Source organism: Kriegella aquimaris, from assembly GCF_900103215.1.
Classification (GTDB): Bacteria; Bacteroidota; Bacteroidia; order Flavobacteriales; family Flavobacteriaceae; genus Kriegella; species Kriegella aquimaris.
In genome coordinates this window covers 89,944-108,270 of sequence record NZ_FNGV01000011.1, presented here as the reverse complement: position 1 = coordinate 108,270, position 18,327 = coordinate 89,944, and the positions used below count along the sequence as shown (strand labels likewise).

At 41.8% G+C, this 18,327-nt stretch carries 11 protein-coding genes; all 11 read right to left on the bottom strand.

Annotated features, from left to right (window positions below):
* Positions 1-56: 56 nt before the first annotated feature.
* The 11 genes from BLS33_RS18275 to BLS33_RS18225 all read right to left on the bottom strand — a co-directional run bounded on the left by BLS33_RS18275 (position 57) and on the right by BLS33_RS18225 (position 18,298).
* Positions 57-1,901 carry an alkaline phosphatase D family protein gene (locus tag BLS33_RS18275; protein WP_089893193.1) on the bottom strand — a complete coding sequence of 615 codons (1,845 nt, stop codon included), beginning with the start codon at positions 1,899-1,901 and terminating at the stop codon, positions 57-59.
* A gap of 44 nt (positions 1,902-1,945) precedes the next feature.
* A complete protein-coding gene (locus BLS33_RS18270) occupies positions 1,946-3,895 on the bottom strand; it encodes an early set domain-containing protein (protein ID WP_218129600.1) in 1,950 nt (649 codons plus the stop codon).
* Between the two features lie 18 nt (positions 3,896-3,913).
* On the bottom strand, positions 3,914-5,407 hold the full coding sequence (locus BLS33_RS18265) for a sulfatase family protein (protein ID WP_089892982.1): 1,494 nt from the start codon (positions 5,405-5,407) through the stop codon (positions 3,914-3,916).
* 30 nt (positions 5,408-5,437) lie between these two features.
* On the bottom strand, positions 5,438-7,219 hold the full coding sequence (locus BLS33_RS18260; RefSeq protein ID WP_245731541.1) for an arylsulfatase: 1,782 nt from the start codon (positions 7,217-7,219) through the stop codon (positions 5,438-5,440).
* 48 nt (positions 7,220-7,267) lie between these two features.
* The gene (locus tag BLS33_RS18255; RefSeq protein ID WP_089892979.1) at positions 7,268-8,560 is read right to left on the bottom strand and encodes a glycoside hydrolase family 117 protein; all 1,293 of its coding nucleotides are present in this window, start codon (positions 8,558-8,560) and stop codon (positions 7,268-7,270) included.
* 78 nt (positions 8,561-8,638) lie between these two features.
* Complete coding sequence (locus BLS33_RS18250) at positions 8,639-9,751, bottom strand: glycoside hydrolase family protein (protein ID WP_089892976.1); 1,113 nt, start codon at positions 9,749-9,751, stop codon at positions 8,639-8,641.
* Between the two features lie 90 nt (positions 9,752-9,841).
* Positions 9,842-11,284, bottom strand: a complete 1,443-nt coding sequence (locus BLS33_RS18245; RefSeq protein WP_218129599.1) for a sulfatase family protein — start codon at positions 11,282-11,284, stop codon at positions 9,842-9,844.
* A gap of 149 nt (positions 11,285-11,433) precedes the next feature.
* Positions 11,434-13,386, bottom strand: coding sequence for a glycoside hydrolase family 97 protein (locus tag BLS33_RS18240; RefSeq protein ID WP_176801440.1), 1,953 nt, complete (start codon positions 13,384-13,386; stop codon positions 11,434-11,436).
* Complete coding sequence (locus BLS33_RS18235; RefSeq protein ID WP_218129598.1) at positions 13,383-14,276, bottom strand: alpha/beta hydrolase; 894 nt, start codon at positions 14,274-14,276, stop codon at positions 13,383-13,385. Before BLS33_RS18235 ends, BLS33_RS18240 begins: the two co-directional genes overlap by 4 nt.
* A gap of 10 nt (positions 14,277-14,286) precedes the next feature.
* Positions 14,287-16,578: an FAD-dependent oxidoreductase gene (locus tag BLS33_RS18230; RefSeq protein WP_089892969.1), complete on the bottom strand. Its 2,292-nt coding sequence runs from the start codon at positions 16,576-16,578 to the stop codon at positions 14,287-14,289.
* A gap of 61 nt (positions 16,579-16,639) precedes the next feature.
* Positions 16,640-18,298: a sodium:solute symporter family protein gene (locus BLS33_RS18225; protein ID WP_089892966.1), complete on the bottom strand. Its 1,659-nt coding sequence runs from the start codon at positions 18,296-18,298 to the stop codon at positions 16,640-16,642.
* Between the last annotated feature and the right edge of the window lie 29 nt (positions 18,299-18,327).

Below are 18,327 nucleotides of genomic sequence, written 5' to 3'. Positions count from 1 at the left end.
ATTTTTTTTTATCTTTTATCATACTATGAATCAAAAACACTTCGTATTAGTCCACTTCATCGTTTGGTCGAAACCGTTTCGGCATAACGCAGTTCTCCGGTATAACCGTCATAAAATTTAAATATAACCTGCGGATGCTGGTAGGCGACCCAGCGCTTGTCACCTCTTTTTATCGGATTATTAAATACGTTATTGACCTGAACGACACAATAATGTGGAAACATTCGCTCTGTTCTGGGGATGTCATCCATCACGAAAGATGACCAACGGATATCCATTTGTCGTTTGTCAAATTGAAACAATCCGGAATTGGGCCGTCCACCTTCATCAGACAATCTATGATTCACCGAGTTATGCGGGCCCGAACAGAATTCCCATATTTGATCCGTAATCTTGACAGCAAAACTATTGTGCAGATCACCGGTCAACACAAAAACCGGTTTGTTCAAATCTTCCCATATTTGGATTAATTTTTCGCGTTCGTCAATAAAAACAGTCCAAGATTCATCTTTATTATCTGCCATGGCATAACCACTCGCCCCGACATGGGGTATCATAAAAGGCACGGAAGAAAACACAAATAGAAAGTCCGCCTCACTTTTTTTCATTGCATCGACCAACCAATCATACTGCTGCTTTCCTAAAAGACTCAGACCTGGTTTATCGCGATTACTTGTGTCGTGATATTCCCTATTAGTTTTGGTATCCAATAGAAAGTAATCGCAATTGCCCACCGTAAATTTACTGTAGGATTGCCGACCGATCGAATACGATTGCATACCATTGGCTACTGCTTTAGGGCTTATCTCTAAACTATTTTTACTTTGTACTTTTTCTATGGCGTATACCTTGGAATTAGGATCACCTTCTTCGTCGACATCGTATTTTGTATCATCTACTCCTGCCGTAGGTGTTCCCCAATGCACATGTAGATTAGCCATTTCTTCTAAATTCAATGCGGAAAAATCTGCTTTGGAGTCTCTTAATACTGATGAACCTTTTTTGAATTTGGCCTTTCCAAAATGAATATCCTGTTTAAAGGTGACCGGATCTGCCCATCCTAAGTAATCGTACCATGCAGCAACTCCAATGTCACGAAAAACCGTTCTTCGATTGCGGTGGCCCGTACTTCCAGCACCCCAAATATCATTAATCAACTCATGATCGTCAAAAGTAAAATACGAAGGCATATTTCGATGCCATTCAGCCAAATTATCGGCTGCAGAAAGATATGATTTGTAGTTTTCCCATACCCCGGTTATCGTTGGTGCATAGTTTACGATATCAGGTTTTTGTTGGTTCGATACGCCATTTACCCTTTGCCATTCCGTTACCGGATAATCCCTTTTATCTTCATACAACCAATCACCATTCATTATAGCAAATTGCACCTCATCCTTTACTTCTTTAAGCATGGTGGTATAAGTTGGAAGAGAAGGACCTAATCCATTCTTTGGGTTTTGGCTCGCACAAGACCCGAACTCAAAGCTGAAATTAAACAGTCCCTTAGGATTATATTCATTTTCATAAGCACTTGCGTTTGGCAAGGTCTTGAAGGATCCGTGAGGTTTGTTTTTCCCGTCTTCGGTAAACACACGAAAAATGTATTTGTTTTCAGGAGTTAGGCTTGACAAGGTTGTCCACCCGGTGTTATCGTTTTCCAGTAGGGTAGGAATGGCCCTGCTCTTCATGGCTTTTGACCAATCAACCGCCGTAGGTTGAGCATCCGTGGTAATCGGCATATACTCAATATAAAATTGCGCTGACTTTGAGGTACGGGCCCAAATTCGTACCGACTCGTCCGTAATATGGCCCAAAATAGGACCATGGGTTATTTCGTTCTGTGCATGGCCGGAAAGAAAAAAGCAGCATACGAGTACTACTATAAAAGGTCTCTTCATTTGTTTACTCATTACTTGGACTAACACAATTAAATCTATGGTTTTTATTCGGTAATCTTTAATTCGACCGTTTTTTGAAGTCCCAAATACCCATAAGTGACTAACAAATTCGAGGTATTCATTCTTTTTGGAATTTTAAATTTAGCCGTAAAAATTCCGCTATTGACATCGGTTTCTATTACGGCAATTCTCTGTATATCTTCAGCGCCATGGACCAATACCCAACCTTTATCCTGCTTATTCCAATCTTGATTAAGGGCGGCTTTTAACTCAATTACGATAGACTGACCCCGCTTAACAATTTCAATTTCATCGTTATAATTTTCGTCGAAAACTTTAAGATGATGACTACCCAAGGTAGCGAAGGTCAATGTTGCCTGCCAACCCCGATTGGAAACACCCCAACCTTCCGTGGCATAAGCATTTTTACCAAAAACTTTTCCTTCGTTTTTTCCTTCAATTTCTTCTATGGTCTGGGCAATGGGAAATTGGCTATCCAAAGGAGAACCATCTAAAGTACCTCTAACAAGGCCAAGTTCACCATAGCCATGCGGGTGTGATTGTGGCCAACCGTTTTCAACACCTTCCCAATAACCATTTATATTTATGCGGTCTTCACTTTTGTTGCTCAAGTGTACCCCAACAGGATTCACCCCAAAGACAAAATCGGTTTGTGCCCAACCCAGTGCTCTTAATCGATCATCTTTTAAGACGTGGGCAACTGCAAACATTGAACCGCCCAAAGCTGGGGCTCCGCCCAATTCTTTGGTTTTCGAATGTGCCCATTCTGTTTCGCTATGCTTGCGATATTTCCAAAAGTTGTTGGTCTTCTGCTTCATATGAAGCGCCCATGCCCCTAATTTTTCCTTGGAACCTTCCGGCGCTTCATCAGGGACAAGTAACAGGAAATAGGCCAAGGCCTGTGGGGTTATATGTTCGGCATTTCGAATCCACCACATGTGACGTGGGTTATCAAAATCCCAATTATCAATAATATCTTCGGCTCCCTCTTGGGCCCATTTTAAAAATCTATCGGGATTACCATCCTCTTCATTCTTTTCGCACCAATACATAAATAGGTTACGAAAAACGGATTGCCCATACGCGTTACCCATTTCATTGAATTCTTGAAAGCCTTGATCGACCCACTTTGTACTGTATGTCCAAAACCGAACAACCTTATGACGGTCATATTTCTCCCAATTGTCTAAACATACTTTTCTATATTTTCGATAAGTTTCTTCAGCGAGGTAAGGCTTCAAAAAAGAATGGTAAGCGGCACATACCGCTGCCAGCTGATCTAAAGTGTTCCAATAGTCATACGCCATTCTTGGTTGCCCCTCATAACCAAGGGTACCATGCCTAGTTTTTATCGGTCCGTCGTATGAAACATACCGATATGCAAATTCGGCATGCCATAAGATTAAATCGATCAGGTCGGCTACCTTTTCATCACCGACTTCGGTTTTCCAATTGTCGTATAAAGCGGGGTTGCTGGCATACTGCAATATTTCAAAAATAGTTTCAAGTCCGTAGGCACCGACATCTCTCGTGGGACCTCCACCATAAACGATAGTGGGATCATAGGTATCTAAATCTCCACTTCCCCTGGCATCCACAAAAAAATCGTAGGCCAATTTAGAGGATGCTTTCTCAAGTAGATGGTCCGCAACCCAAAAAGGAACCGAATTCCCGTGCCCGTCTACTTTAATAATGAATTCATCTTTGGCCTCTTGGGGGTTGTAAGTAGAAAACCATCCCTCGTTATTTAGCATTTTTCCCTCAAACACAACCTTTGAAGTGGTCGTATTAATGATATGAAAGGGGGTGCCATCTGCTGCCCCATAGCAAACAAAACGTTTTGATTCCCCTAAATTATAGCCCAATTGATTTACAAAAGGAGTATTGATAACCTTTTCAGTTGTGCTCTCTTGACCTACCAAGGTATAGAGGAATAAACTGAATAGAAAAGTAAAGAGCTTTTGTTTATTCATTTGATCAATCTTAAGTGATTATTGTTCGGTAACGGTATATTCCGCTCGCAACTGCACCAACTCTTTTTTCATTTCGAGAATTTTGCTGGCTACGGCCGCTGTACCATAAATATTTTTCATTTCAGAAGGATCAATTGCTAAATCATAAAACTCCCATTCTTCACCGTTGGCTACATCTTGACCATAAAAACGTATGAGTTTGAATCGCATATCGGCAACACCTTCGTGACGACGTACCATATGTGCCCCAGGATATTCGTAATAATGGTAATACAATGAGGTACGCCAGTCTTTTGGGGTTTTATTCTTTAACAACGGAACAATACTTTTACCCTGCATATCACTAGGTATAGCTGCATCTGCTATGTCAAGAAAGGTTGCGGCAAAATCGATATTCTGTACCAAATCGGTATTCACGCTTCCTGGTTTTACGGTTCCCGGCCATTTTACGATAAGTGGCGTGCGAAATGACTCTTCGTACATAAAACGCTTGTCGAACCAGCCATGTTCTCCCATATAAAAACCTTGATCGGATGAGTAAATTACAATGGTGTTTTCATCTAGCCCCTGCTCTTTAAGCGACTTCATTATTTCTCCGACACTCTCATCTACCGACCAAATACAACGTAAATAGTCTTTCAGGTAAGTCTGATATTTCCATTTGGTGAGCTCTTTTCCCTTCAGGTTTTCTAAAGCGATTTTTTCATATCGCGCTTTAAACCTAGGGTCTTTGGCATACAAATCGCCAGAAGCTTTTAAGTCTCTTTCTAAATTCATACTCGTGGTAATGTCCATTTCTTGGTTATGTGCCGCTGTAGTGCGTGTAGCGTAATCATCGAACAAGTTAGCCGGTTCCGGAATTTCAACGTCTTCGTATTTACTCATATAACGTTTTGCTGGATCCCAGTTGCGGTGTGGGGCTTTATGGTGCACCATCATCATAAAAGGCTTGTCTTGGTCACGTTCGTTTTCTAGCCAGTTTAAAGCACGGTCGGTGATGACGTCTGTAACGTATTCGCCCTTGTAATTTGTGTCGCCTTCTTCTGTAATAAAATTAGGATTGTAATACTTGCCTTGGCCTGGTAATACCTCCCAATAATCGAACCCTTGCATTTTTCCCGGTAAATGAATTTTACCGATCATGGCCGTTTGATAACCATTTTTCTGAAGTATTTTCTGAAACTGCTGTTGGTCGTGGTCGAATACCGATTTTTTAGTATTGTCCAACTTCTTGTGCATATGACTCATTTTTCCTGTCAACAAAGTTGCCCGACTGGGTGCACAAATGGAGTTCTCTACATAGGCCTTGTCAAACCGCATTCCCTCTGACGCAAGTTTATCAATATTCGGGGTAGGGTCGAGACTTTCTAATCTGCCCCCGTAAGCCCCAATAGTTTGGTACGAGTGGTCGTCGGAGAAAATCCAAACAATGTTGGGTTTCTTTTGTTGGGCCAAGACCAAAAACGGTAGCAAGTAGGCCAATAGAGCTATGATTTTTCTAAATGTTATCATTGTTGTTTTTTTTGTAGTCCATAATTTCCATTACCTTTCTCCCAAGAAAGTTACGTAAGAATAGTATACCCCATATTTTTCATTCCCTTCGACAAAATCGTTCACGAGAAAAGTTTTCCCCTTTTCCAGATATACTTCAAAATTCACTTCTTCATCCGCAGCGTTGATTTCTTTTTCAAGGATTTGATTGGCTACTTGAAGCCGGACTTTCTCCGGGGAAATCGAATTATAGGTAAACCAGTTTTTGGGATTTTTTTCAGGAATACCTAGTATCGGTCCGGGATTTTCTTCAGGCCACCTTCTACAAGATATCTTATATCGACCTTCCCTTTCAATTTGAATGGGATGTATGTTGTTCTGATTTTTGTTTCCTTCTGCTACTTGTTCACTTTTCCAAATTGGCAAATCATTACCGATGGCATGTTGAATGGTAAGTTTAATTTTCTCTTGATCGGGGTTGCCTACTATTGCCGTTGGGAATTCAGTATACGCATAGTTCTTTTTTGTTTCCTTCAAGAATTCAGCATTTTTTGCCAATAGAGCCTTTACGATTTCCGGATGTTGGTCGGCTAGGTTGGTTAGCTGCATTCGGTCTTTTTCGATGTCGTACAATTCATTACCATTAACCAAGCGCCATTTGTCTTTTATTAAACAGGTTTGCGCGACGTCATGGGGTGGTCGCCAGTCTTGACGGATGTGTACGAACAGTGTTCTGTCTGCCAGTTCCTTGCTTTTTTTTAAAAGCAAAGGCGAAATATCAAGCCCGTCGAGTTTGGTGTTCTTGGGAATGGAAATATCACATAATCCTGCAAGGGTAGGAATCAAATCAACATGCGCCGTAGTTTCTTCAATATCCCAACCACCGCTTACTTTTCCGTCTTTCCAACGGATAAAGAATGGCACCCGATGTCCCCCTTCTGTTTCATCGCCTTTTCGACCTCGTAAGCCCATGTTGTATCCTAGATTTCTATGGCTATCAAACCCGGCAGTGGCCCCGTTATCGGTCATGAAAATTAAAATGGTATTATCTGCCAACCCTGTCTTCTTTAAGAATTTTTCAAGCTTTCCGAAATTTTCGTCGATATTGGCAATCATTCCAAAGAACTCGGCATTTGGTATTTCGGTTCCTACGAAAGGTTTATAAGGGTTGGCGAATTTTTCATCCACGTAATGTGGACTATGCGGTGCGTTGGTCGCTAAGTAGACAAAGAAAGGTTCTTGGGTATTTTCAATAAATTTCATGGCTTCATTAAACCAAACGTCCGTACAGTAGCCTTTAAACTGTTCGGGTTCATTGTTTACGAAATAAGTGTCGTCAAAATAGTTATTCCCCCAGTAATCGGAAAGCTCACCTACCCCGCCTGCTTTATGGTGAACAGCAACATCGAAACCTAGATCCGTAGGTCGGGCGGGATAATTATCCCCCAAGTGCCATTTACCGAACATGCCCGTTTTGTAACCATAATCGCGAAATATTTCAGCCATTGTCGTTGCATTCGCAGAAAGGGCATCGCGACCTTTATAGGTAGCCCATGCCCCATTATTAATAGGATATTGACCGGTCATTATCGCGCCACGTGTAGGCGTGCAGACAGGGCTCACATGAAAATCTGTCATACGAACGGCTTCTGTATAGAATTTATCGATGTTGGGCGTTTTTAACCATGGGTTTCCATGGCAGCCTAAATCGCCAATACCTTGATCATCGGTTAAAACAAGTATTACATTGGGTTTTGAATTTTGTGAAGCTCCAAGATAAAAAAACAGTAAAAAAATAAAACTGAAGAAATTATTACTTTTTTTCATGGCCATATCAGGAATCTTTTGTGCTTCTTTCTAAATTTTAAAATAAATCTTCAATCATCGTCCCTCAGGGTTTTTGTTTTCGTTGGGCGCCTGGGCAAAGTATACTTCCGGACTATGCCATACCCCGGTTTTTTTATAGGATGGTTCATCAAGATCGAGGCTTAGGTCACAATCAAATCGCGCCATGCTGGAATAGCCCTTTTTCGGTGATCCGGCGTTGGTAAAGTGGCAAAGGCCCCAGGTAACACCCCTTCCGTCACTAGTATCGGTAAAGGCATCGGCTGCAAAAGGTGCCGCAGCTGTCGGGGTTAGCGATACTACTGAAGCAATTTCAAAATTGACACCATCTTTTGCGTATTGCATCGTTTCTCTTTCGTTACCATCTTTTATCGCCAATGCCGCCACCCCTTCCTTGAACGGAAAGTAGGTCGTTTCGTGACCGGAAGCCATAACGGGGTTGAGCGGGTGTTTTTCGAATGGCCCCAATGGGTCTTCGGCGATGGCCAATCCATGACCGACCGCATATTTATCACGAATGTCGGGCCACTTGTTATAGGCGGCTTTATAATACAGGTAAATTTTACCGTTGTAAACAATGGGGTGGGGATCATGGGTCGCATCTTGGTCCCACTCCCCTTTTTTACCAAAAGGGATGACGGAATCTCCACCATGCACCCAAGGTCCATCTGGCGAATCTGCGTACGAAACCGATACCGGACACCAATCGCCGCGTAATCCACTTGGTTCGTCAAATGCTTGATAGTAGAGATAGTATTTACCCTTCCATACCAATATATCGGGTGTGGCGACCGAGCGCCATCCGGCATTGGGTTTTTCTGGCCTTGCTACGGCTACACCTTCTTCTTTCCATGTAGTTCCATCTTCGCTGGTGGCATACCAAATATCACACAGGTCCCAGTCGGTTGAGGGAACTTCATCCGTAGCTTCCTTAGCCCTGTTCCAACCAATTGGGGGGACTTTGGTATCCCTTTTGGTGTAATAAATATAATATTTACCAGCTACCAAAATCGGCCTTGAGGGATCTCGGCGAGAAATCGTGCCATCGCCATCATTGTAATCGAAACCTTTCAGGCGTGTATATTTAAATTGCGAAAAAAGCTCGTTATCCTGTACCCGGGGTGCAGGATAACTGAACATGCGCTCCGTTGCGGCACTCATGGGAAAATCCGGTTTTTCGGTCGGCATTTTGTGCGGAAAGATTTCGGCTTCGACGGTTTCTGCATCTGACTTAGGATTTGATTCTGATTTCGACTCGATACACGAGAAGACCGTACTTATTATAAAAAAGCTTAAAAGAAGTTGTGGTAAATTTTGCTTCGATTTCATATCACAGAATGTTTGGTATTTTGCTTCGTATTCATTTTAGAATCGTCATAATTAATCTGACAAGGCGGCAATCGATGTTTATTGCTTTGTGATCTTCAATGGAATTTGAACATTAAAGGAATCACGAGCCCCCTCTGCATTCAAGGTATCAGCAGCACATAACAAAGCGACTGGTTCTCCATTTTCAATAAACACCTGTGGCCTTTCTAAATGCAAAAACTGCTGTTTGCGTCCGTTTTCCCATTCAACGATACGCTTTGAGATTTCAAAGTTCTTGGCTTTGTTCCATCGAATACCATCTTCAGAATCGTAATGAACCAAAGAAAATTCCCTTATGTTACCCTCGTGCTTGATACGCTTTACAATAGCCCTGAATTTACCATCTTGGTACCAGATATAAGGGTCTTCCGCAGGAAAGCGTTCGCCTTCAAAGGTAAAGACCGGGTCAGGATATTTCTCAAAAGGACCGGTAGGAGAATCTGCAATGGCTACCATATGAACCACCGGGCCACCTCCAGGCAACGGGTCTTTTTTGCCGACAGCTTTGTAAACCATCAGTATTTTCCCATCGGGCATTTGGCAGACCGATGGGTTTGAGGTCATTAAGGCATCATAGGCATCGTCATTCGGGGAAATATCCAGAACGGGCTTGTCAAAACGTTTCCATGGTCCGTTAGGAGAATCGGCAACGGCTACCCCGATACGTTGGTTGTTTCTGTGTACCCAATTGATTTTTGGTTTACCAGGAACACTTACAATTTTTTTATCTCCCGTATTTCCCATATAATACAGATAATACTTTCCGTTAAACCTATGCACAGTTGGATTATGGGTTGTAGAGCCATCCCAAAATTCTTGTCCTCGGTCTGGTAGTGCAACATCTTTAGGCTTGAAAGGGCCAAATGGAGATTCTGAAACTGCATGTGCAATTACAGAATAATTTACCCACTCCCATCCAATATTTTTTGGCCAACGCGAATAAAACATATGGTAAAGGCCATCTTCGCCTTTGACCAATGATCCTCCCCAAATACTTAGGCTATCATTTCGGAATACGGATTTAGGTGAGACCTGCCCAAATTCTATTTTATAGTCCGAAGATTTTACCATTTCCTGAGAAACCATCTTTTTTTCTTGTTTACAGGAAACCAGTAAAAGAAAAAGAATAATTATAAGATTGATGTTTTTCATATTAGCACTGAATTTTTACGCATGGTAATCCCTAGTAACAGCATAAAAAGGTGGAATACCAAATAGTTTAAGGGCATTGGTCTTTAATTTCTAATACCCTTTTTTAACAAATGGATGTTGCACTTTAGAATTTGGTTCGCGAAAGACCCAAGGCTTCCAAGCTTCGTACCGTTGCTTCCATCCTTCCAGCGTTCTCGTAGGGTATTTGGAGGAAAGTCCTCCTTCTCGAAATTCTTGGGAAACCCCTTTATCATTAATTGATTTTCTCCAAACATACAGTTCTTCCAACATTTTATCCTTTATGTCACCATATTTTGGATCGGAAGCAAGGTTTTTCAGTTCATAGGGATCTTTAACAATATCGTACAACTCAAATTCTGGTTTCTTAGGAGCAAAAAACTTTGCTTGATCTTCATTGAGTTTACCTTCAAGGTTCATCACATTCATTTCTGCCAACATAGGGTACATATCTTCTTTATACCCACTGTACTGCAACCATGCGCGTTCCGGCATCAAATTATGAATCAATTTATACTGTTTTGAGCGGATGGCCCGCATGGCATCATGGGTCTGCCCCATACGATCTCTTGCCGCAAAAATGTAATCCCGAATTTTGGATTCCTCCTTAAATAAATTTTTTCCCTGTAACGGATGCTTTGGTTCTGCACAGGCCACATCTAGAATCGTTGCTGTAATGTCAATGGTCTGTACCATATCATTATTTACCTGTTTGGAAGCTACGTGTCCGGGCCATTTTATAATCAAAGGCACCCACAGGCCTGGATCGTACAAAAACTGTTTTCCGCGAAAATGACATCGTCCGTTATCGCCAATCAAGAAAATCAAGGTATTATCGGTCAAACCCTCTTTGTTCAATCGCTCTAAGATATCTCCGATTTCTCGGTCACAGACCTGCATTTGTTCTAATCCATTCGCCCAATCGCGTCTCGCAAATGGAGTGTCAACATAGTATGCTGGTAATTCAATATCATCGGGGTTTATAGGATTTATAGGATCCCTATTCCATTTTCTATGGGTTCCACCCAAGGTAATCTGGGCAAAAAAAGGCTGTTCTTTTTCCCGTTCCTTCCAATCCTTGCCCATAAAACCCAAATCCCCACTAAAATTAGCGTCGGTCTTATTATAAATCATCAGGGCCGTAAAGTAGCCAGCCTTTTTCAAAAGCAACGGCATTGGTTCAATATCATGGGGCAAAGGCTTTTTTTCATCTTTTTCGGTTCTATGTTGCTCTGCCCCAATATAATTTTGATGGTACCCGGTGAGCATGGCCGACCGTGATGTAGAGCACACTGGCGACGTACAAAAGGCATTGGTATAGCGAACACCTTCAGAAGCTAATTGATCCGTTACGGGGGTTTCAATACCTTTCGTGCCATAACAACTCAAATCAGGACTCCAGTCTTCAAGCATGATCCAGATGATGTTCGGGCGCTCGGTCTTTGTTTGGCCCATAACCGGTTTCCAGAAAAAAACCAGAAGCATAACTGTAATAAGTGTTTTAAAATAATTCATGTTCATATTGCTTTAGTTGTCAATCTAATTTCACATTAACCGGTCGTTCGTGGACATTGAACTTCGAAGTATTTTTTTTGATTTACTTCTTTTAGATACTGATGTCCACATCTATACAATGAAATAGCTCTTTTCCTTTACAAGACATTTCATCTTTTTATAAATTGAATAGCAGCTCCCCCGTTCGCAGCCAAATCAATTGTGATTTTGGAGTCAGATGAAATCGTCTTAGTCTCCCTTTTAAAAGGAATAGCAGTAGCCCACTGTCTTAGATTGGCTTCTTTGTTCAAACCATCAAGATTAATAGGCTTTGCCTTGATATCATCTGAAAAAATCTCCGCAGTATATTCACCATCCTTTAGAAAACTACAATCGATGGTCAATTCTTTCTCGACCCCACTACTTAACACACCGATATACCAATCGTTTCCCTTCCGTCTTGAAATTCCTGCCAATTCACCGATCTTACTTTCTGGGAGTACGACAGTTTCATCCCAAACCGAAGGCACCGCTTTAATGAAATCAAGTGCCGGGCGAACGTTTTTATCATTCAAAAGAAACTGGGTGTTCTCTGCCAAACAGTTAAATGGCGAATAAAATGCCACCAGCGTACCCAATTGATGTGCCCAACTGGTTTCACCTGGTTCAGTAAAGCCAAGTGGGGTGTAATCGCCATGGCCGGTTACATATCTCGTAAATGGCAATGCCGCATTGTGGGAAGCAGGTAAAGGCCCTTCTTTCATGTGGTTCACTTCTAATCCTCTGATGCCTTCCCTAGTAACCTCATTCGGATAGGTTCGGTATTCTCCTGAACTTTGTTGACAGCCATGAAAATTCACCATTAATTGGCGTTCCGCAGCTTTTTTGAGTAACATTTCATCAAAAGCAATCAAAGATTTACTCTGGCCGTTCATGAAATCTACTTTTACCCCAACGGCGCCCGCCTGCTTCACACTATCTAAAAAATGGCCCATAACTGCATAGTCGTTTTCAGGGAAATTTATTTCCTTGGAGTGTTTCCAGACAAATATGCCCACACCTTTTTCTTTGGCATAGGAACATAATTTGGTTACTTTTTCCCATTTGTTTTCCCAAGCTTCCCATCCATCATCGACCATATTATATTCAAAGTCCAAGGCTACGGCATCATCAACCATGTCGTGTTCTTCCTTAAAATCAACATACTTCCCCGACCACCAGTGCCAAACGGATTTCCCAGGTTTGATCCAGCTGGTATCGGGAAAAAGTTTAGGGTCTGGGGCAGGGTTCAATGATGCTACCATTGTGTTATTGACCAAATCGTTTAAGTTGTCGGCCAAAAGAATACATCGCCATGGAGTCATCACATTTCCATCCACGGCAAAGCCGCCTTCACCTTCTTCAAAGTTAGCCTTGAACGTGTTGTTGCCAACGGCTTCCAATCGCATGCCACTATAGTTATAAAGGGCTGCCTCGGCCACTAAGGCGTAACCACCTTGCGGAAGTTCGCAAGTAAGGGTCAAACCTTGTATTGGCCCCATTTTAGATATCGTAGGCATTTCAGAAATATCGGCAGAAAGCCATTCACCCGCATGTGATTTCAATTTCCAGTCGCTATCGCGTTCAAAATACCAAACTTTGGTCTGGCTCGGCAATTTAAAAGTACTTTCTTCGCCCTTCACATTCTGGGTTCCTTGGCCTGGCACCACGTAGCGATATGCTACACCTTCGTCAGATAGTTGAAACTCCAAATTCCACTGCGTTCCATCCGTTTCTGAAACATTATAGGTATACAAATTCCCACTATACGAAGCTTCACTTTTAGTACCGTTTAGCGGATATTTTATTTTTATTTCTTTTTGCTCTAAAAGGGCTACTTCGGCATTTTTCCCCAATTGTTTATCCCCGACCAATATGCCCAAATGGGAAGTGTCGAGAACAATCTTATTAGCTTTTCGAATTTGAAAAGCCAACTGACCGTTTGTTGATGCAAACAATGATAGCTCAATATTGCCATGGCTTAATGCTTGGCTCTTATTTTTTTCTTCGCCAACAGTATTGCAAGCCCATGTCATAATCAAGATACCAAGAATGACTGTTGATCCATATATTGTTTTTTTCATTTTACCCTGTTCTTTTGGATTACTTCGAGTAACCATGTTTTGATAATTTTTCGCTCTTCTAAATCGTATAACACCCAAGTGTTGGTGTGGTTTCTAATAGGGATATCCATAAAAGTAAAGTCTCCCTGAATACCTGATTGCCTGATGTAATTTTTACTTTTTACCGTTCCTTCTTTTTCGGAACAGATAAATTGAGGTCTCCCGTTCAAACGCTTTAATCGCTCAAGTGCCGACGTTTTATCCGAGTCGGGATAGTTCCAACTTTTTAACCCATCGTAATGGGAGTTGGCAATGAAGGCCCGCCATAGCCCCGAAATTTCATCATCATGCAAACCAATATAATTTACGGCAATGGCTCCTCTTGAAAAACCGGCCAAGAAAACGTTGGCTCTATCACCCCCGTATTTGGCACAAACTTCATTGACCGTATCGATACAGTATCTCTTGGTTGCCTCTATGTCTCCCCACCACCACTTCTGATTCTGTTGGCCGTCGACACTGATAAATGGCATGCTTATCCAAATAAAATCTTTGCCCTCGCTAACGCCATATCCTAAGTTACAACCCTCTACCCGACCTGTTGAAATATCTCCATAAGTACTGGTATATGGGCCATTACCTGGGAATTCAACAATGACAGGGTATTTTCTGCCTTCCTTATAATTTATAGGAAGGTAGACCAAGTGATACACCTCGGTGTTCTTGTAAGGCTTCAATGTCTGTCGTACCCTTTTGCCCGCTTCGGGTTCTGCTTCTGTTATTTCAGGAACAAAAAGGTCTTGCTGAAATGATTCAATATCAGGAAATTCGACAATGATATCTTCTTGGGCCACTAATTGCACAGTGCCCAAAATCAGTATCATAGAAAGAACTAATACGTTCTTAATCATTGCATAGAATTTAGTTGTAAGCTGATACTTTAAAAACGGCAACAGGTATATGCGCTTCCTTTTTGACAAACTCAAATATGAGTTTATCGGTTGAGATAGCCTTTTCAAGTTCAATTGTATTTATGGCTTGGTAATTACCTTTTACTTGCTTTAGAATATTGCCCGACCCATCTTTTACTTGGTAGTCTGCCACCACAAAGGGTATGCTATCTTCCGGATGACCCATAAGCGTGGTCTCCAAAGCATGGTCATAGTCACAGTCAAAAAAGAGTGTTATAGTTTTAATGTTAACCTTCTCCTTCCAATTAAAGACAAGCCTCGGTTTTTTGTCTTCAATTTTGGCCGCCCAAGCATTGGTATTTCCATTTGAATTAGGCCGTACATTACCGTTTTTTAGATTATCCACTCCAAAAACAGGCAGGGCCTTTGTCATCTGTAGGGCAATATTTTTACCTTTGGGGCGACGTTCAGGGGTCCAGAATTCAAAACTGTCAACATTGATATCCGAAGGTGGGTCCTGTCTTCCGAAATTGGAAACTGCTTTATTTATTTTATTTTCAACAGTCATTAAACCCGTTATGCGCTCATCTGAAAGACGCACTTTTACCTTTTCGTTTTTCATAAGACAGAAGAACGAATAGTGGTCTTGCATTTGCGTTTTGGTTGTTGTAAAAGTGATTTTTTGCTTTCCTTGTATGAGTTTGATTTCCTTTTGGTCAACAATAATATCCGGAGTAAAATGGGTACAGGCCGAACTACTTTTCAATTGTAGCCCTAAAATAGTAGCCTCCGAAGCATCTACTTCACATTCAAAACTATACGTTTCATTCGCTTTGAGCGGTAACATTTGTGCAAGGCCGAATTTTAGGGTTTGCCAATCATCCACAGGCGAAAAACCTTTGAATTCTAGTGTAGTGCTAGCTTCAATATGCGCTTTTGCAACTAAGTCATCAGTATCTTCCAGTGACAATCGTGGAATACTTTGACCATCCCTATTCAAGGCTAATTGTAATTTTTCTATTTTTTCTTTGGATGCAATATCACTGGGCATCAAACCTTCTTCAATACAAATAGCTGCTGCCTTTCCCACGGCCTGTGCCCCATGCGCGCAGGTTAACATCACACGTGAAGAACCAAAGGCTACGTGTGTCGCGCTAATGATTCGCCCCGCTAGAAAAAGGTTGTCGATGTTTTTTGAATAGTAGCATCGGTACGGAATTGAATATACTCCTTTGCCATGCCATTGTGTGCACGAATTCAGTTCACTATAAATACCGTCGGCCGGATGAAGATCCATAGCCCAACCCCCAAAAGCAACGGCATCATAATAATCACGCTGCTCCACAATATCTTTTTGAGACAGCATGAAGTCACCTTCAAAACGACGACTTTCACGTTTACCGGGAATGGTGCCTACCCACTCTAAAGTAAGGTTTTCCGCTTCCGGAAATTTACCGCTGTTCTTTACATAATCCCAAATTCCATACACTACCCTCCATAGCTCGAATTTTATATCTTCGGATTGATGTACGGTATCTAATCGACCTCCATGCTCTACCCACCATAACTTACAGCCATGGTCGCCCAATTGGTAATTTTTGATACGCGGAAGCTCTTCGGCATTCTTTATTGCAAACGAAGGTGCCGTATACGACACCGGTTTGCCCAAGTCTTTCGTATAAAAATAAAGTGAGTGACCCAACAAATTACCGTAATCCTCTATATTCGGAGCAAACCCTTCATCAAACTCTTCTCTAGTCTCAGCTCCCATACGAAAAGAAGCTCCAACCAAAAAGGCTACAATTCCATCTCCCGAGGCATCACAAAACAAGGGCGCCGTTGCAATATATTTGGTAGAATTTTGACTACAAAAACCCGTAACACTTTTTATTTTTTCATCTGCGCCCTTCTCCGCTTCATAGACCGCCGTATTTAACAATAGCGTAATGTTTTTTTCCTCGTACACTTTTTCGAGCAAAACCGTATCAAAAATCAAAGGATTGCCCTCTTTGTTACGTTTTAAATTTTCCAATAAGATTTCATTGATCAATCCACCTTCACGGCTCCAACGGTTGTTGTTGCCCATGTGAGACGTAGCCCCCAGACTCCAAAGGCGTACTTCCGAGGATGCGTTACCCCCGAGAACTGGACGATCTTGCAGCAATGCTACCTTAAGACCAGATCGCGCTGCAGTTATCGCGGCACAAACACCTGAAAGACCACCGCCAATAACGACAAGGTCAGTTATTAAAGTAATGGTTTTTATTGCTCTTTTCTTAGAACTGTATTTTTCTAATATCATATGTTATTACATTCTATTTTAATCGATGAGCTTTCGCCTATCAGGCTTTTAATGTTTTTATTTAAATTACTTTCCTTTCAATATTCCTGAGAATAATCACAACACCCAAAACAAGTACGATGAAGCCCATTGAGGCAACAAGTAGTACTCCTGTTTCCGCAATAGCAGATAGCCCAAGAATCAATAGTCCGGTTGATGAGACCCCGATGCCAATGACACGACCTCCCCTTTTATTGCCCTCGGTAGTTTCATCAACTTGCTCGGATGCCTTTTTATCAACCAATTTCATATAGGTAGTGTATTGTGAAATATCAGCTTTTTTAGTACGCGCATAAAATTCAAAAACTGTCAACATTATTATGGGAATTGCCACCCCAAGCCCCATTTCATCTTCACGGTTTAGAGAAAAGTTTAATAAACCCGGTGCTATAAATTTGAAAAAAGCATTGATCAATAAAGTAATAATGGTAACGACCAGAACACTTTTACCTGTTTGATATTTTGAAAACAAGGCCCACATCGGGGGTAGGAACATGGCTCCCCCTGTAATTGCGGCCAAACTCATAACGACTTCTACGATGCCACCCATAAAAGGCACCAAGAGCGCAACCATAATAGTTATAACACCCAGAATAATCGTCGCCAAACGTCCGACTTTCACCAAATGATCACCTGTAGATTCAGGTCGAAAATGCTTGTATATATCATTGGCAAGAACCCCCGCGGAAATATTCAAGGTGGTATTCACCGAACTTGAAGTGGCAAAGACCATCCCACCGAGCATGAGCCCTAACATTCCGATGGGCAACACTTCTTTACACATAAGCAAGTACGCCCCTTCATCGGCCAAACCGCCCAAATCCGGATTAAGAACGCGGTAAATCATGGGAGGCAGCATCCAAATTATCGGACTTATTAAATAGAGACCACCGAAAAGGAACCCGACTTTTTTGGCCTCTTTTGGAGTGGCAACACTAGTGTAACGCTGAACATAAGCCCAGTTACCGGCAATAAAGAAAAGATTGTATAGTCCGAAGGCTACCATAAAGCCCCAAGAATATTCTTCGTTGACCAAGGAAAAGAAGCTTTCCGGAGCTTTTGCAATAAAATTATCCAGTCCCCCTATTTTTTCAAGCGAAAGCGGAACGACAATTAACACCGCGGCAGTCAAGACAACAAATTGGAGTACATCGGTGACGATTACGGCCCAAAGACCGCCAACGGCCGTATAGATTAATATTAAAATACCCAGCACAATAATACTTGTAGAAATTGGTATTCCTGCCGAAACCTCAACGATTTTAGCGACCGGGTATAAAAATGATCCTGTAGTAAAAATCGAAATGATTAAAAAAAGATAGGTATACGTTTTTTGGGTCTTATAGCCAAGGCGATCTGTAATGAATTCCGCCGCAGTTAGCGCTTTTGTCTTTTGCCATTTTGGGGCGATAATAAAGCCGATGATGAACCCGGCAATGCACATTGTTGTTTGTATGGTTATCGCTACCCAACCGCTGGTATAGGCGATAGATCCCCAAACTACAAAGGTTCCGGCCGAGAAAAAACTCATAAACAAAGAAAGCCCGCTCATCCACCAGGGCAATGCACCACCTGCAGCAAAAAACGACTTCATGTTTTTACCCGACTTCGCAAAGCTCAGTCCGCATACAAAAACGAGCAATGTAAAAGCCAGTATAACTCCAATATCAATAGTACTCATTTGGTATTTTTTACGTATCGCATTTGCGG

Excerpts from the sequence above, each read along its gene's own strand:
- BLS33_RS18275 (WP_089893193.1), bottom strand. The coding sequence starts at position 1,901 with ATGAAGAGACCTTTTATAGTAGTACTCGTATGCTGCTTTTTTCTTTCC.
- BLS33_RS18270 (WP_218129600.1), bottom strand. The coding sequence starts at position 3,895 with ATGAATAAACAAAAGCTCTTTACTTTTCTATTCAGTTTATTCCTCTAT.
- BLS33_RS18265 (WP_089892982.1), bottom strand. The coding sequence starts at position 5,407 with ATGATAACATTTAGAAAAATCATAGCTCTATTGGCCTACTTGCTACCG.
- BLS33_RS18260 (WP_245731541.1), bottom strand. The coding sequence starts at position 7,219 with ATGGCCATGAAAAAAAGTAATAATTTCTTCAGTTTTATTTTTTTACTG.
- BLS33_RS18255 (WP_089892979.1), bottom strand. The coding sequence starts at position 8,560 with ATGAAATCGAAGCAAAATTTACCACAACTTCTTTTAAGCTTTTTTATA.
- BLS33_RS18250 (WP_089892976.1), bottom strand. The coding sequence starts at position 9,751 with ATGAAAAACATCAATCTTATAATTATTCTTTTTCTTTTACTGGTTTCC.
- BLS33_RS18245 (WP_218129599.1), bottom strand. The coding sequence starts at position 11,284 with ATGAATTATTTTAAAACACTTATTACAGTTATGCTTCTGGTTTTTTTC.
- BLS33_RS18240 (WP_176801440.1), bottom strand. The coding sequence starts at position 13,386 with ATGAAAAAAACAATATATGGATCAACAGTCATTCTTGGTATCTTGATT.
- BLS33_RS18235 (WP_218129598.1), bottom strand. The coding sequence starts at position 14,276 with ATGATTAAGAACGTATTAGTTCTTTCTATGATACTGATTTTGGGCACT.
- BLS33_RS18230 (WP_089892969.1), bottom strand. The coding sequence starts at position 16,578 with ATGATATTAGAAAAATACAGTTCTAAGAAAAGAGCAATAAAAACCATT.
- BLS33_RS18225 (WP_089892966.1), bottom strand. The coding sequence starts at position 18,298 with ATGAGTACTATTGATATTGGAGTTATACTGGCTTTTACATTGCTCGTT.